The 15077-nt window shown below is 65.7% G+C and carries 11 protein-coding genes; 5 read left to right on the forward strand and 6 right to left on the reverse strand.

Annotated features, from left to right (window positions below; translation table 11 throughout):
- Positions 1–122: 122 nt before the first annotated feature.
- Together PX52LOC_RS40520 and PX52LOC_RS14335 are read left to right on the forward strand one after the other, a co-directional pair.
- Complete coding sequence (locus PX52LOC_RS40520) at positions 123–725, forward strand: hypothetical protein (RefSeq protein WP_168218996.1); 603 nt, start codon at positions 123–125, stop codon at positions 723–725.
- A 235-nt stretch (positions 726–960) separates the two neighbouring features.
- Positions 961–2292, forward strand: coding sequence for an outer membrane beta-barrel protein (locus PX52LOC_RS14335; protein WP_149110745.1), 1332 nt, complete (start codon positions 961–963; stop codon positions 2290–2292).
- A gap of 50 nt (positions 2293–2342) precedes the next feature.
- On the opposite strand, the gene PX52LOC_RS14340 is transcribed toward PX52LOC_RS14335, so the two are convergent.
- From PX52LOC_RS14340 to PX52LOC_RS14365, 6 genes are all read right to left on the reverse strand, one after another.
- A complete protein-coding gene (locus PX52LOC_RS14340) occupies positions 2343–2999 on the reverse strand; it encodes an HAD-IB family phosphatase (protein WP_149110746.1) in 657 nt (218 codons plus the stop codon).
- A gap of 1 nt (position 3000) precedes the next feature.
- A complete protein-coding gene (locus tag PX52LOC_RS14345; protein ID WP_149110747.1) occupies positions 3001–3888 on the reverse strand; it encodes an ADP-ribosylglycohydrolase family protein in 888 nt (295 codons plus the stop codon).
- Positions 3889–3967: 79 nt separating this feature from the next.
- A complete protein-coding gene (locus PX52LOC_RS14350) occupies positions 3968–4774 on the reverse strand; it encodes a sugar phosphate isomerase/epimerase family protein (protein ID WP_149110748.1) in 807 nt (268 codons plus the stop codon).
- A gap of 106 nt (positions 4775–4880) precedes the next feature.
- Positions 4881–6155: a PQQ-binding-like beta-propeller repeat protein gene (locus PX52LOC_RS14355; RefSeq protein ID WP_168218997.1), complete on the reverse strand. Its 1275-nt coding sequence runs from the start codon at positions 6153–6155 to the stop codon at positions 4881–4883.
- A gap of 162 nt (positions 6156–6317) precedes the next feature.
- Positions 6318–8846 carry a M56 family metallopeptidase gene (locus tag PX52LOC_RS14360; RefSeq protein ID WP_149110750.1) on the reverse strand — a complete coding sequence of 843 codons (2529 nt, stop codon included), beginning with the start codon at positions 8844–8846 and terminating at the stop codon, positions 6318–6320.
- A 108-nt stretch (positions 8847–8954) separates the two neighbouring features.
- A complete protein-coding gene (locus tag PX52LOC_RS14365) occupies positions 8955–9329 on the reverse strand; it encodes a BlaI/MecI/CopY family transcriptional regulator (RefSeq protein ID WP_149110751.1) in 375 nt (124 codons plus the stop codon).
- A gap of 229 nt (positions 9330–9558) precedes the next feature.
- Between PX52LOC_RS14365 and PX52LOC_RS14370 the strand changes: the two genes are divergently transcribed.
- The 3 genes from PX52LOC_RS14370 to PX52LOC_RS14380 all read left to right on the forward strand — a co-directional run bounded on the left by PX52LOC_RS14370 (position 9559) and on the right by PX52LOC_RS14380 (position 14933).
- Complete coding sequence (locus PX52LOC_RS14370) at positions 9559–9933, forward strand: DUF3307 domain-containing protein (RefSeq protein ID WP_149110752.1); 375 nt, start codon at positions 9559–9561, stop codon at positions 9931–9933.
- Between the two features lie 117 nt (positions 9934–10050).
- On the forward strand, positions 10051–11526 hold the full coding sequence (locus PX52LOC_RS14375; RefSeq protein WP_149110753.1) for a WD40 domain-containing protein: 1476 nt from the start codon (positions 10051–10053) through the stop codon (positions 11524–11526).
- Positions 11527–11585: 59 nt separating this feature from the next.
- On the forward strand, positions 11586–14933 hold the full coding sequence (locus PX52LOC_RS14380; protein WP_149110754.1) for a DUF1549 domain-containing protein: 3348 nt from the start codon (positions 11586–11588) through the stop codon (positions 14931–14933).
- Positions 14934–15077: the final 144 nt, after the last annotated feature.

A 15077-nucleotide genomic window follows, 5' to 3' on the forward strand; every position in this document is an offset into this window, starting at 1 on the left:
GGCTAACATGAAGCGGTACGGCGAGGCCCGCGATGCGATTCGTTCTCCCCCTTTGTTGTTGCGTTCTGGTCGCGGCGGCGGCCGCACAATCGCCGAAGACTCCGGCCACTTCAGGATCACCAATGCCCCCGACCCCCACGGTTCGCACGACCGACCTGGATCGGATCGTGCTGGCTTCGCTGAAAGAGGTCCACAACAAGGGGGCCGAACTGTACAACGCCGGCGACCACGCCGGGGCGTTGCGGCTGTACCAGGGCGGCCTCATCGTCGCGAAGCCGCTGCTGGACCACCGGGCGAAACAACAGACGGAAATCCACGAAGGGCTGGACCAGGTCACGAAGTCGACCGCGGACGTGAAGCTGAAGGCGTTCCGGCTGCACGAGGTGATCGAGCAGGTTCGCGGCGACCTGAAGGAAGAAGCCAAGCTCGCCGCCGCAAGCGAGAAGCCCGCCGAGGCGGCCGCGTCCGGCAAGGTGACGCTCAACGGCAAGCCCACGGCCGGCGTGACGGTGGCCTTCATCCCCGTGGGCACCACGAAAGCCCTCGGAACGGCAAAGGCTGGCGAAGACGGCACCTTCCACGCGGCCACCGCGTTGAATGTCGGAACTTACCTCGTCACGCTCGTCGGCGACGGAATGCCGGCAAAGTTTACCAAGCCGGAGACCACCCCACTGCGGGCGGAACTGAAGGCCGGAGTCAATTCGCTGGTTTTCGACGCGAAATAGTGCCCTGTCCGGGCGCAACTTCTGCCCAAATCCAACGCAGTGCTGCGATTCGGTCGGCCGCGTGGTAATCTGTGCCGACCGTATCGGGGCTTTCCCCGACTCTCCTATTTTCCCCACCTACCGGCCTATTCGAATCTGCCGCTGGGAGCCGAAAAAGCAGGCTAGCCGGACGAATGGATGTTCCGGTCTGGGCGATCCGCCCACGAGTGTAACTCCCTCTCAGTCAGGAAGACACATGATCACCACGATGCTACTCGGCACGTGGCTGGCGGCCGGACAAGCCCCTGCCCCGATGCCAATGCCGATGGCACCCAAGGCTCTGCCGATGGCCGTGCCGATGGCCGTGCCGATGACGGCCCCCGCGGCCGCCCCGCCGGCGGCCCCCGCCCCGATGGCGGTCGGCACGCCGGTGGCCGCCCCCGCCCCGGAAGCCCCGACGGCCGAAGAACCGCCGAAGGAAGACACGAAGTACTTCGTCGAGAAGTTGCTCGCCGGCTCGGCGTTCGGCCAACGGCTCGCGGACAACGGGGTCAAGATCAACGGCTGGGCGGGCATGAGCTACACCGGTAGCACCACCAGCCGCACGAACCTGCCGATCACGTTCAACGACCAGGCGAACTCGTTCCAGTTGAACCAGGTCTGGTTGAACGTGACGAAGGGGATCGACACGAGCAAGAAGGAAGTCCAGTTCGGCTACAACATCGCGACGTTCTACGGGACCGACTACCGGTTCACGATTCCGCGCGGCTTCCTCCAGTACCAGGTGGAAGACCAGCGGAACTACGGCTTCGACGTGGTCTACCACTACGCCGAAATCTTCCTGCCGAACCTCGGCGGCGAAGGGACGACGTTACGAGCCGGTCGGTGGGGTACGGGTATCGGGTACGAGGTGATCGACACCGTCAACACGCCGTTCCTGACGAAGTCTTATAACTTCCAGTACAACCCCTTCACCCACACCGGGGTCCAGGCCAACACTCAGATCAACGAAAACCTGAGCATGTACAACGGTGCGGTGACGGGCAGCGACGTGTACATCGACCCGGCGGCTCGCCTGACCTACGTCGGCGGGATCAAGTACGCCCCGAAGGACGGCAAGGGCTTCATCAGCTTCAACACCGTCATCGGGCCGGGCCGGTACCTCGGCAAGGAAAACTTCGTCCACTTCAACAGCTTCAACGTGACCGGGTCGTACAACCTGACCGACAAGCTGACCTACGTCCTCGACGCGACGTTCAGCTACGCGGACAAGTTCCCGGCGGGCTTCGGCAACGTCCAAGACCCCGGCACGTCGGCCGACTGGTACGGCTTCGCGAACTACTTCCTGTACAAGGTCAACGACAAGTTGAGCAGCAACTTCCGCGTCGAACTCTTCAACGACACGAAGGGCGTGCGGACCGGCTTCGAAGGCCTGTACACCGAAATGACCTACGGTCTGACGTACACGCCGAAGGACTGGATGATCCTCCGGCCGTTCGTCCGGTACGACTACAACTCGCGGAGTACGCCGTTCGAAGGCGACCACCACCTGGTCACCGGCGGCATCGAAGCGATCCTCCGCTACTGATCTTGCGAGCAATTCGCAAAAGCCCACCCGTCGAGACGGGTGGGCTTTCTTCATTTCTCCAGCAGCACCTCGGCCGCCTGACACCATTCGGTGAACGAGTGAAACGCTTCGCCCCGTTCGGTCAACTTGCGGGCTAGAAACCCCGTTGCGAACCGCAACCGTGGCGGCACGAGCAGGGCCGGCGGAATGTCGGTGATGCCGTCGCCGGCGAACGCGACCTCGCAGCCGGCGTCGAGGAACGACCGCACGACGGCCGCCTTGTCGATGCCCGCGTGCGGGTGGAAGAACGGCGAGTCGGTCGGCAACTCCATGAGCAGCCGGCCGTCGACGATGCGGCCGTGGTTCGTGTGAACCGGCAGGTTCAGCCCGGCCGCGGCGAGAACTTGCTCGATGTACCACCGGCTGCCGGCCGACGCGACGACGACTTCCCACCCGGCGGCTTTCAGCCGCGCGACCGCGGCCGGTACCTCTGGTAGCAGGTACAACTGCTGCACGAACGCCCGCAACTTCTCTTCGCCGACCGGCACGTGGGCGTAGATGTTCCGCAGGCACTCGAAGTGCGTGATTTTGTCGGCGGAGAAGGCCGCCCATTGGTCCGGGGCGTCGGCCGGGTAGAGTTGTTCGAGGAAGAGGTTGTAGAAGTCGTGGCGGGTGAACGTGCCGTCGAAGTCCGTGACGAACACCCGTCGGGGTTGTGCTGCATCCATTTCACGAATCGTATTGCAGGTCTTCGCGGGCGTCGAGCCAGTCTTGGGGAATCCCGTCGGCCCCGCAGGCGAGAGCTACAACACCGCCGACGATGGCCGCGTTCGTGTCGATGTCGCCGAACCCGCGGATCGTCGTCCAGATCGCGGCCGGGTAGTCGGCGAGATGTCGGCCGATCACCCACAAGCAAAAGGGGACCGTGTCCTGGCAGGTGACGCGATGACCGTTGCCGAGCAAACTCACTGCGGTCGCCACAGATTCGGCCGGGTCCACGGTGGAGGCGTGGGCGATGCCGATTCGCGTGTCGCCTTCCGGCGTGTGCCGAAGGACCGTCTCGAACAGTTCGGCCCGGAGTGTTACGCTTTCCTTCTGCCCACGGTGCTGCCAAGCGAACGCACCCGCCACCGCAACGGCGATTCCGCCGGCGATCCCTTCCGCGTGCGCGTGGGTGATCTCGACCGAAAGGCGGGCTTCCTCGACGACGCGATTCACGTCATCGGCGAAGTAGGCAGCAACCGGGGCAATGCGCATGGCCGAGCCGTTGCCGAAGGAACCGCCGTTGAAGAGTTCACGACTCGCGATGCGCCAGTCCGCCCCGCCCGAGACGGCCGCCAGAAGTCGGACCGCCCCCGGACCGTAGCCGCGGTACATTTCGGCCGCGAACCGTCGGGCGAAGGTGGCCGCGAGATCATCCTGGTCGATCCGACCGTGACGCTCCAGGACTTCGGCAATGCCGAGGGCCATCTCGGTGTCGTCGGTGTAGCCCCACCGTCCCCACGGGATCGGTGGTTCAGGTTGTTGAAGGAGCAGATGGTTCTTCGGCAGGAAGAACTGCGACCCGAGGGCGTCGCCGACCGAAAGGCCGTCCAAGGCCAACTGCACGCGGGCCATCCGGTCCGCGTGATCCGAGGGAAGTGAATGGTTCATGGTTGACGGAGATAGGACAGGTCAATGGGGTTCGCTCGTCGAATTATCCCACCGCTCGCCGCATCGCGGTCAGTCCCAACTCCGCGACCTGCGACGGCTTTGCCTGCCAGATCGTCGGGTTCATCAGTTCCAGTGACACGAAGCCGGCGTAGCCGATGCGATTCAGCGCTTCCACGATCGGCGTCAAGCGGAAGTCGCCTTCGCCGGGGAAGACGCGGTCGCCGTCGGTCATCAGTTCCCGCGGCACGCCGGGCACGTCGCACAGCTGGACGTGCGAGAGGTTCTGCGGGGTCAGCCGGTCGAGGTCTTCTGGCTTGCTCGGTCCCTTGTAGTAGTGGAAGGCGTCGAGGCATACGCCGACGTTCGGCTCGTCGCACTGCTCGACGAGCAACAGGGCCGTCTCCAGGCACGAGCAGAAAGCGTCGGACCCGCGGAATTCCAGGCCGAGCCGCACGCCGAACGCGGCCGCCCACTGGGCCGCTTGCTTCAGCGAGACGATGGCCCGGCCGAGGGCCGTTTCGTCGATCCGCGTGGCGAAGTCGGCGACGAGCAACATCGTGGGGATGCCGAACTGCTGGCAGAGGTCGAGGCGGCGCTTGTAGTGGTCGAACGCGGCCTGCCGTTGCTCCCCCTGCGAGAGCAATAATCCGCCCTGGTACGCCGCTGTGACGAGTGAGACGCCGCGGTCCGCCAGCAGTTGCCGTGTCGCGTCGGCGGTCGTGCCTTCGAGGTGTTTTTCGAGCTTGGTCAGCCAGACTTCGACGGCCATGCAACCGCCGTCGGCGTAGCCGGTGATGTCATCGGCGAATGGAGTCGAGAGCGTGGTCGCCTGGCTGATGCAGAGGTTCATGGGGGAATTGTAGCGAGGGGAAACCCCGGCGAGCGGGGGGGCGTAAGCCCCCTGATTCTGTCCCTCGCCAGGTTAGAATCAGGGGGCTTACGCCCCCCGCTCGCCTTCACTTCTTCCCGTCGATGCAGGTGAGGAACTTCTTTCCCTTGATGAACAGCCGGCCGTCGGCCACGGCCGCCGATGTGGAGGCGATGTCGCCGAGGTCGTTCGCCGCCAGCACCTCGAACTTCGGGCCGGCTTTCATGACGTAACTCTTCCCGCCGCTGACGAGGTACAGGCGGCCGTCGGGCGTGAGGATGGGGCTGGTCGACGTGTTCATGCCGTCGAGGCGTTCGGAGTAGATGACTTCGCCGGTCGAGAGCTTGCGACAGGTGAGCAACTCCGGCTTGTGGAGGCGGTACAGGTACTCGTCGTCGGCCGCTGGCGAGGAGTAGCCCTCGCTCACGTTCTTGGCCGTCCACTTCACGTGCGTCTTCGTGACGTTCCCCTTGCCGGTCGGGTCGACGGCGAGGCCGGACCCACCGCGGCCGCTGTCGAGATAGACCAGCCCGCCGGCCAACAGCGGCGACGCCGTGTCGCCCTTCGCGTCGCACGTCCAGAGGACTTTGCCCGACGTCGGGTCAACCCCCTGCACGGCGTTCGAGGCCGCGAGCAGCAGTTGCGGTTCCGTGCCGACCGTTGCCAGCACCGGCGTACTGTGGGCGAAGCCGACGCCCGGCCGCTTCTCTTCCCACTTCACGTCGCCGGTCTTGCGGTCGTAGGCGATCAGCCGCGATTGCTTGTCCAACTCGTCGCACTGCAACACGACCGTGTCGCCGATGAGAACCGGGCTGGCGGCCATCGCCACGTCGAACTTGTACGGCACGATCTCCTTCCGCCACACTTCCTGGCCCGCGTGGTCGAGTGCGGCGATGACGGCGGAGCCGAAGACAACGTACACGTGGTCGGCGTCGGCCGCCGGCGTCGGGGCGGTGTACCCACCGCGGAGGTCGGACAACTTCCAGGGGCCGGGGGGGACGCGCACGTCCCAGACGGGTTTGCCGTCGTTGGCCGAATAACAGGCGACGTGGTGTTCCGGGAACTGGGCCGCGTCGGTCTTGCCCGGCCAGTAGCTGACGGTCACGAACACGCGGCTGCCGACCACGACGGGGCTGGACTGGTTGTGGTCCTGGCTCGCCGTTTCGCCGCCCGGCAGTGGGGTTTGCCACAGGACGTTCTGCTTGGTCTTGCCGCCCCAGGTCAGGGGCAAATCCTTCTCCGTCGTCCGGCCCATGCCCGTCGGCCCGCGCCACATCGGCCAGTCGGCGGCACTGGTGGATCGGCCGGCGAGCAAAAGGACCACTGCCGCGGTCCACGGTCCGAGATTACGATGTGCGTTCATGGCTCGCCCTCCTGGACCCATTAAACGGATCGGCCGGGCACGAACCACCGAACTCTGTCCAGGAAAATGAAAACGGCCCGACGTGACAGGGCGACGGCTTTCGTTGGTGCAACCTCCCTCGCCCCGCAAAACTGGGGCGAGGGAGATGATCGGGCCATCGGCCTACTTCGACACGCTCTTGAGGAGTTTCGTCACCTTGTCGCGGTACTCTGCCGGGACGTTCTTCACGCCCTTGTACTCTTTCTTGTCGTCGCCGTTCTGGATCACGATGGTCACACTCTCCGTGTCACCGACGGTGCCCTTCAGGTTGATGCCGTCCTTCCCTTCCTTCGAAGCGATCGTGAACTGATCGTCGTTGATGCTCACCGACATCGACGATGACGAACCGGCCGACTTCTTCACCGCCGTCGCCTTCAGGTCCGGCAGCGTCAAGCCCTTCACCGTTTCCTTCTTGCCCTTGCGGACGATCACCACTTCGAAGGGGGCGTCGGCCTTCTGGTCGGTCACCACCTTCGTCAAGTCGTCCACGCGGACGGTCTTGCCGGCGATGTCCAGCAAGATGTCGTGGGCCTTCAGGCCGGCCTTCGCGGCGGGCGAGTCCGGGATGACGCTGAGCAGGACGACGCCCGTGCCGGCCGGCAGGTCGAGTTGCTCGGCCACCACCGCGGGTACGGCCTCGATCATCACGCCGAGGCGGCCGGACGCCGGAACCTTACGGGCCAGCACGTTACCGGCCACGACGGGACCGTTGAGGTTGAAGGCCATCGGCGGCATCGCCTTGAACTCGAACTGCCCCGGCACCTGGGCCATTTGCCTCGTCAGTTGGTCCATGCTGGCCCTGTACGCCTTCATCGCTTCTTTCATCGCCTCTGTCGCCTTCGGGTCGTTCCCCAACGCGGCCAGTTGCTTCTCGTAGGTCTTCATCATCTCGTCCATGCTCGCCTTCAATTGATCCATCGCTCTTGCCTGCGGCAAACCTTGCCACTGCTGTTGGCCTTCGACCGCCCGCGGCTTCACTTCCGTCAGGCGAAGTTCGCCGCTCTTCTTGGCCTCGGCGATCTTCTTGCGGTACTCGGCGATACTCTTCTCGATGGCTGCCTTCGCCTCGGGTTGGTCCTTCACTTCCTCGGCGGCTTGCTTGAGTTTCTCGATGGCCTTCTCGAGCTTCTGGGCCTCGTCGTCGGCCACCGCGGCGCGAACCCGCACCACGGCCCCTTCCGGGACGCGATCGGCCAGCCGGCCCTCGACCCGCAGGCCGCGTTCTGGCTGTGCCGGCGACAGGGCGGCGACGGCCTTCAACTTCGCGACCAGCTTTTTGACCCCTTCCACGTCGCCCTTCTTCGCGGCTTCCTCGATGGCCATTTCCAGATCGGCGGTGTCCTTGCGGGTTCCGTCGATGACCCGAACCTCAACCTCGCGGACCGTGGCCGGCTTGCGGTCGCCGTCGCGCTTGACGTCCTCCAACTTCCGGTCGCCGTCACGCTTGCCTTCCTCCGGCTTGCGGTCGCCGTCGCGGCGCTCGACCTTCTTCCCCTCCTCGGGCTTGTCGCCCTTGCGGGGTTCGTCGGCGGTCAGGCGGACGCCCGAGATCGCCACGGCGGCCGTCACCGCACTGCTCAGGGCCAGGGCCGACCACGCACGGCCCCATCGCGACTTCCGCTCGGTCTTCGGTTGCAGCAGCATCGTCACTCTCCGGTAAAGGTCCGATTGCCCGGCCCGCACGCCGGCGAGGCTGGGCACGGCTCGCACACTCCGCGGCACACCCGGCCGCGAAGACAGGTCCACAAGAAAGGCCGCGTAGTCCGCCTCGCGCGACCCGGCGGCGGCCGCGTCGGCGAGGTACTCCTGGGCCAGATTCAACTCCTGCCGCACCGCCCAAAACCAGGGCAGGGTGAAGTAAACCGCACCGGCCAACCCCGCCCACACGCCGGTCCGCGGGTCGCCGCGCTGCAGGTGGTCGAGTTCGTGGGCCAGCACCCACCGCAGTTGATCGGGGGTGGCCAGAGTTGGCAGCACCCGGGGTAGCAAGACGGTCGGCCGGAAGACGCCGAAGCAGACCGGCGCACCGACGCGGTCCGAAACGAGGACGCGCGGCATGCGCATGTCGCCGGCCAGTTCGGCCGCCAGGGTTTGCACGTCGTCCGGGGCGGGGCGGGCCGCCCGCCGCAATCGGGCCAAACCGACGTGGCCGACCAGTTGCCGGAGCAGCACGAAACTCACGCCCAGCCAGTACGGGATCAGGAGAATCGGTGCCACGGCCGCGAGGCTATCTTCCGGCAGTGCAGGGGCCGGCACGGCCGCCGCCGGGATGGGGGTGATGGACGGTTCTGTCGGCAGCAGCAGTTCAACGCCGCCGTCAGCCGGCAGGCTCACCGGCACGCCCACCGGAACCCAGCCGAATTCTTCCGGCTCCGCGTCGACGGCCTCTTGCGTGGCGTCCGGGACGGGTTCGAACCGCGAGGCAGTCTCGGCCGGCTTTTGCCAACCCGGCACGGGGATGAGCAGCCACGCTGGCAAAAGCGTTAACCCGAAGGCGAGCACCGCGGCCCGCATCGACCCCGCGAGGACGCGCTGCCGCCGGGCGGGATCGCCGATCCGCCGCACGGCCAGCCACGTCAGCAGCAGAGCTGCTCCACCGGCGAGCAGCGAGCGGGCCGTCCAGATCGCGGCCGCGGGCCAGAAGTCGGACATGGCTTCTCCTCCGTAGCGGATGAAGGGGTGAACGGGTGACACGGTGAAGGGGTGAAAAGACGGAAGGGGGATTTCGTCACCCGTTCATCTCCTCACCTCTTCACCCCTTCATCCGCGCCGCCGGGCGTCGTTGATGAGCTTTCGCATTTGTTCCAGTTCTTCGGGCGGGATGCGCTCGGCTTTGAGCAGGCTCTGCACCAACTGCGACGCGGCCCCGTCGAAGACGCGGTCGAGGTACCGGGCGGCCGACTCCTCGCGGCTGAACACCGGGGCGTAGATGAACGCCCGGCCCTCGCTCGCGTGGGTGACGAGGCCCTTCGTCTCCATGAGGCGGATGAGAGTCTGCACCGTGTTCACGTGCAGCGGCTTGCCGTCCGGCGACTTCAGCAGGCGGTGGACGTCGCTGACGCTCCTCGGGCCGTGCTCCCAGAGGACTTTCAGAATCTCCAACTCGCGGACCGTCGGGGTCGGTAGGTCGTCCACGGGCTGCCTCGGCGTGAGAACTAATAACTAAAACTTTAGGTGATAATATCCCTGTCCGGGGTGGGGTGTCAAGGGCGCGTCGAGAATTTGGCGAAGTCTTCACGCCGCGAACATTTTCCGTTCGCCGACCTGCCGGGGATGGGCTAAAAGTAAGGCATTGAGAAGCGGCTTCGCCCTGAGCCGGACCGCCCCGGCGTGTCACGACCGATTCTCCTCCGCGAGCGCCCCTGTGCTGTTCTTCCTCTTCTTCTTTCTCCTCGCCGGCCACGCCTTGATGGACTTCGCCCTTCAAGGTGACGCCATCGCGGTTTGCAAGTGCCGGAAGGCGAACAGCCCCCTCCAGAAGAGCGTGCCGTGGTACTACTGGATGTTCGCCCACGCCATCTTGCACGGGGCGACGGTCGGCGTGGTCATCTACATGGCCGGCGGGTTTACCCCCTTAACGATCACGGCCTACGCCACCGTCGAGACGGTCGTTCACGGGATCGCCGACGTGCTGAAGTGCGAAGGGTACACGAGCATCCACGTCGATCAGGCGTTTCACGTCGTCTGCAAGCTGGCGTGGGCGTTGATGCTGGTCAACGGCGTGACGCTCGCGGCCTAGCCGCGGACCGGCCGGCGGTTTTATAAAATCCGTTTGAAGTGCGACCGGCCTTCCTGCTACACTACCATTCTCACCCACCCACGCCGGCCGGGCCGCGTGTCTCTGTTTGAGGTCGTCATGCGCTCTCTCCGCTTCGCGTGGGCGGCGGTCCTCGGGACCGTCGGCCTCACGACTTCCCTCCACGCCCAGCCGAAGACGGAACCGGCCGGCGGGCCGGTCAGCTACTTCAAAGACATCCGCCCGATCTTCCAGCAGAACTGCCAGGGCTGCCACCAACCGGCGAAGGCCCAGGGCGATTACGTCATGACCGACTTCGCCGGGCTGCTGAAGGCGGGCGAGGCGGGCAAGCCCGGCGTCGTCCCCGGCAAGCCGGCCGAGAGCTTCTTGCTCGACGAGATTCGCGTGAAGGACGGCAAGCACGAGATGCCGAAGAATCGCGACGCCCTCACGGCCCAGCAGGTCGAGCGGATCGAACAGTGGATCAAGGAAGGGGCGAAGGACGACACGCCGGCCTCCGCGAAGGAGAAAGTCACGGTCGATGAAGACCACCCGCACCAGTACCTCGCCCCGCCGGTCGTGACCTCGCTGGCCTTCTCGCCGGACGGCAAACTGTTGGCCGTCACCGGCTACCACGAAGTCCTGCTCCATACCGCCGACGGCAGCAAGATCGAAGGCCGCCTCATCGGCCTGTCGGAACAGGTGCGGGCGCTGGCCTTCTCGCCGGACGGCAAGTGGTTGGCCGCCGCCGCCGGATCGCCGGGCCGCTTCGGCGAGGTCCAAATCTGGAACGTAGCGATGCGGAAGCTGAAAAGCTCGACGCCGGTGTCGTTCGACACCCTCTCGGGTGTGAGTTGGTCGCCGGACGGCAAGATCGTCGCCTTCGGCTGCACCGACAACACCGTGCGGGCCATCGACGCCGACACCGGCAAGCAGGTGCTGCAAATGGGCACGCACTCCGACTGGGTTCTCGGCACCGTCTTCAGTCAGGACGGCCTGCACCTCGCCTCGATCAGCCGCGACATGAGCATGAAGCTGACGGAAGTGCCGACGCAACGGTTCATCGACAACGTGACGAGCATCACGCCGGGCGCGCTCAAGGGCGGGCTGATGGCCCTCGACCGCCGGCCGATGAAGGACAAGAAGATGCAGAAAGTGCCGGACGACACGCCGGGGGCCAAGCCGAACGTGTACGACGAACTGCTAATCGCCGGCTCCGACGGCACCCCGCGACTGTACAAGATGCACCGCGAGACGAAGCGGGTGATTGGCGACGACGCGAACAAGGTGAAGCAGTTCGAGCCGATGCCCGGCCGCACGTCGTGCGTGCGGTTCAACGCGGCCGGCGACAAGTTCGCGGCTGTCAGCAGCCTCGACGGGAAGGGCGAAGTCCGCGTCTACGAGGTCGAGAGCGGCAAGAAAGTGGCCTGCGAGAGGGTCACGGGGGCCGTGTACGCCGTGGCGTGGGAGCCCGACGGCAAGGCGATCGCGTCGGCCGGCTTCGACGGCAAGGTCTGGCTGCACGACGCGACGACGGGCAAACTGCTCAAGGAATTCAGCGCCGTCCCACTGACTGAGAAGAAGGCATCGAAGTGACCCGAAAGCCCGGGCACGGCCGTGCCGGGCATTCCTCCCACCACCAACACCCCGAAACCATGCGATACCTCCTCACCCTTTCTCTCTTTGCCTTCGCCCCGTTCGCCTCCGCGGCTGAGGCTGAGAAGTTGCCGCCGAATGCGAAGGTCGCGAAACTCGACGTCCAGCCGGCGAAGGTCAATCTGGCCTCGCCGTACGCCTACAGCCAGTTGCTCGTCACGGCGACGCTCGACAACGGCGACACCGTCGACGCGACGCGGATCGCAAAAATCGAAGCCCCGAAGGCGGTGACGATCACCGCCGCGGGGCTCGTCCGCCCGACGGCCGACGGCGACGGTGACATCGCAGTGTCACTCGGCGGGCAGTCGGCGAAAGTGCCGGTCGTCGTGAGCGGGCTGACGGCCACTAAGCCGGTCAGTTTCGTCACCGACGTGCAGCCGGTGCTGTCGAAGCTCGGGTGCAACGCCGGGACGTGCCACGGGTCGGCTCAGGGGAAGAACGGCTTCAAACTCTCGCTCCGCGGGTACGACGCGATCTTCGACCACCGCTCACTGACCGATGACTTGGAAGGCCGGCGGTTCAACCGGGCCGCCCCGGAGAAGTCGCTGATGTTGTTGAAGACGACCGGGGCCGTGCCGCACGCTGGCGGCGGGCTAGTGCAACCGGGCGAGCCGTACTACGAGTTGCTCAAGCAGTGGATTTCCGACGGCGTTACCCTCGACCTGACCGCCCCGCGAGTCACCGGCATTGAGGTGTTCCCGAAGAACCCGACGATCCAGGCCATCGGCTCGAAGCAGCAGTTCGCGGTGATCGCCACCTACGCCGACGGCCGCAAGCGGGACGTGAGCGCCGAGAGCTTCATCGAGAGCAGCAACACCGAAGTCGCTACCGTGGACAAGACCGGCCTTCTCACGAGCGTTCGCCGCGGCGAGGCGACGATGCTCGTGCGGTACGAAGGGGCTTACGCGGCGTCCACCGTCGTCGTGATGGGCGACCGCTCGGAGTACGCCTGGAAGCAACAGCCGGTGCAGAACTTCATCGACACCCTCGTGGACGCGAAGCTGAAGAAGGTGAAGATCGAGGCGAGCAGCCTCTGCAACGACGCCGAGTTCATCCGCCGGGTGACCATCGACCTGACCGGCCTGCCGCCGACGTCCGATGACGTGCGGGCGTTCCTCGCTGACAGCCGGCCGAGTCGGGCGAAGCGGGACGAACTCATCGACAAACTCGTCGGCAGCGACGCCTACATCGACCAGTGGACGAACAAGTGGGGCGACATGCTCCAAGTGAACCGCAAGTTCCTCGGCGATCAGGGTGCAAAGGCCCTCCGCACCTGGATTCGCGAAGAGATCGCGAAGAACGTGCCCTACGACCAGTTCGCCTACAGCGTCCTGACGGCGAGCGGGTCGAACATCGCCAACCCGCCGGCCGCGTACTACAAGGTGCTGCGCGAAGCCGACGCGGCGATGGAGAACACGACGCAACTGTTCCTCGCCATCCGGTTCAACTGCAACAAGTGTCACGACCACCCGTTCGAGAAGTGGACCCAGGACCAGTACTACCAACTGTCGGCGTACTTCGCGCAGGTCAGCCGCAAGGAAGACCCGAAGTTCAAGGGCCAGAAGATCGGCGGCACGGCCGTCGAAGGGGCGAAGCCGCTCGCGGAAATGATCGAGGACGCGAAGGGCGGCGAGATCAAGAACGAACGGACCGGCCAACCGGCCGCGCCGAAGTTCCCGTTCCCCGTTGCCGAGACCGGGGCCGGCGATCAGGCGCGGCGGGTGCAGGTGGCGAAGTGGATCACGTCAGCGAACAACCCGTACTTCGCCAGGAGCTTCGTCAACCGCATGTGGAGCTACCTGCTCGGCGTCGGCATCATCGAGCCGGTGGACGACATCCGCGCCGGCAACCCGGCGACCAACCCGGAACTGCTCGACAAGTTGACGGAGCAGTTCATTCAATCGAAGTTCAACGTGCAGGAGTTGGTGAAGACGATCTGCAAGTCGCGGACGTACCAACTGTCGATCACCACGAATCGCTGGAACAAGGACGACGAGCAGAACTTCTCGCACGGCCTCGCCCGCCGGCTGCCGGCCGAAGTTCTGTACGACGCCATCTACAAGACGACCGGCAGCCAGACGCACCTGCCGGGCCTGCCGGCCGGGGCACGGGCGGCCCAACTGTTGGATAGCAACGTCGAACTGCCCGGCAGCTTCCTCGAACTGCTCGGCAAGCCGGTGCGGGAAAGTGCCTGCGAGTGCGAACGCTCCAGTGGCATGATGCTCGGGCCGGTTCTGGCGTTCGTCTCCGGCCCCGTCGTCGGCGACGCCGTGCAGGACGGCAACAACCATATCGCCAAGTTCACGCTGAAGGAGAAGGACGACGCGAAGGTTGTCGAGGAGATTTACCTGTCGGTGCTGAACCGCCGCCCGACGAAGGCCGAGGTCGAGAACGGCGTGAAGGCGATGGAGGCCGCCGGTGGCGACCACGCGGCCCTGGTGAAAGAGTACGCGGTGCGGAAGGCCGCGTTCGAAGCCTACCAGAAGACGATCGACGAGAAGCAGAAAGTCTGGGAAGCGGGCCTGCGCGAGCAGAAGCCGACGGCGTGGACCGTGCTGACGCCGACGAAGGCCGTCTCGAAGGCCGGGCCGACGCCGGGCGAGGCGAAGAAGGCGGCGAAGCTCGACGTGCAGAAGGACGGCAGCGTCCTCGTCAGCGGTCCGCTGGAAGCCACCGACGTTTACACCCTCACGGCCGACGTGAAGGAGAAGGCCGCGTTCACGGCACTACGGCTGGAAGTCCTTAGCGACCCGTCGCTGCCGGCAAAGGGGCCGGGACGGGCACCGAACGGGAACTTCGTGCTGAACGAGTTCAAGGTGAACCAACGGCCGACGGCCGACGAGGACACGAAGGCGAAGGCCGTGAAGTTGGTCAGCCCGCAGGCGACGTTCGAACAGGCCACGTTCCCGATCGCCAACGCCATCGACAACAACCCCGCGACCGGCTGGGCAATTTCGCCGCAACTCGGGACGAATCATGCCGCGATCTTCCGCTTCCAGGGGGCGGTAAACGCCGAGAAGGGCGTGACGCTGACAGTCGTCATGGACCAACGCTTCGGCACCGGCCACACGGTCGGCAAGTTCCGCCTGTCGGTGACGACGGACAAGAACCCGAAGCTGCAATCGCCCGTCCCGGCCGACCTGGCGAAGTTGCTCGACACGCCGCCGGAGGAGCGGACGGACAAGGCCAAGGCCGACCTCCGCGGTCGCTACTTGGCCCAGGACCGCGAACACCAACGGCTGGCCGCCGACGCCGCGAAGGTGCCGCCGACCGACCCCCGCGTGCTCGGGGCGCAAGACCTGACGTGGGCGCTCCTGAACAGCCCGGCGTTCCTGTTCAATCGGTGAGAATCGACCGGAAACCAAGAGGGGTGGGAAGGGTCAGCCCTTCCCACCCCTCTTGGTTTCCCGGCCTGAAGTGCCGGCTCTGTCAGCCCAGGCCGAAGGCCTGGGTCGGGTGCGCCAAAGTTTTCGGCCCTGAAGGGGCCGTTC

The organism is Limnoglobus roseus (assembly GCF_008254045.1).
Taxonomy (GTDB): Bacteria; Planctomycetota; Planctomycetia; order Gemmatales; family Gemmataceae; genus Limnoglobus; species Limnoglobus roseus.

What these genes read in the sequence shown, in the direction of transcription:
- PX52LOC_RS14350 (WP_149110748.1), bottom strand. Translation starts at nt 4,774, where the DNA reads ATGAACCTCTGCATCAGCCAGGCGACCACGCTCTCGACTCCATTCGCC.
- PX52LOC_RS14340 (WP_149110746.1), bottom strand. Translation starts at nt 2,999, where the DNA reads ATGGATGCAGCACAACCCCGACGGGTGTTCGTCACGGACTTCGACGGC.
- PX52LOC_RS40520 (WP_168218996.1), top strand. Translation starts at nt 123, where the DNA reads ATGCCCCCGACCCCCACGGTTCGCACGACCGACCTGGATCGGATCGTG.
- PX52LOC_RS14355 (WP_168218997.1), bottom strand. Translation starts at nt 6,155, where the DNA reads ATGAACGCACATCGTAATCTCGGACCGTGGACCGCGGCAGTGGTCCTT.
- PX52LOC_RS14335 (WP_149110745.1), top strand. Translation starts at nt 961, where the DNA reads ATGATCACCACGATGCTACTCGGCACGTGGCTGGCGGCCGGACAAGCC.
- PX52LOC_RS14360 (WP_149110750.1), bottom strand. Translation starts at nt 8,846, where the DNA reads ATGTCCGACTTCTGGCCCGCGGCCGCGATCTGGACGGCCCGCTCGCTG.
- PX52LOC_RS14345 (WP_149110747.1), bottom strand. Translation starts at nt 3,888, where the DNA reads ATGGCCCGCGTGCAGTTGGCCTTGGACGGCCTTTCGGTCGGCGACGCC.
- PX52LOC_RS14375 (WP_149110753.1), top strand. Translation starts at nt 10,051, where the DNA reads ATGCGCTCTCTCCGCTTCGCGTGGGCGGCGGTCCTCGGGACCGTCGGC.
- PX52LOC_RS14380 (WP_149110754.1), top strand. Translation starts at nt 11,586, where the DNA reads ATGCGATACCTCCTCACCCTTTCTCTCTTTGCCTTCGCCCCGTTCGCC.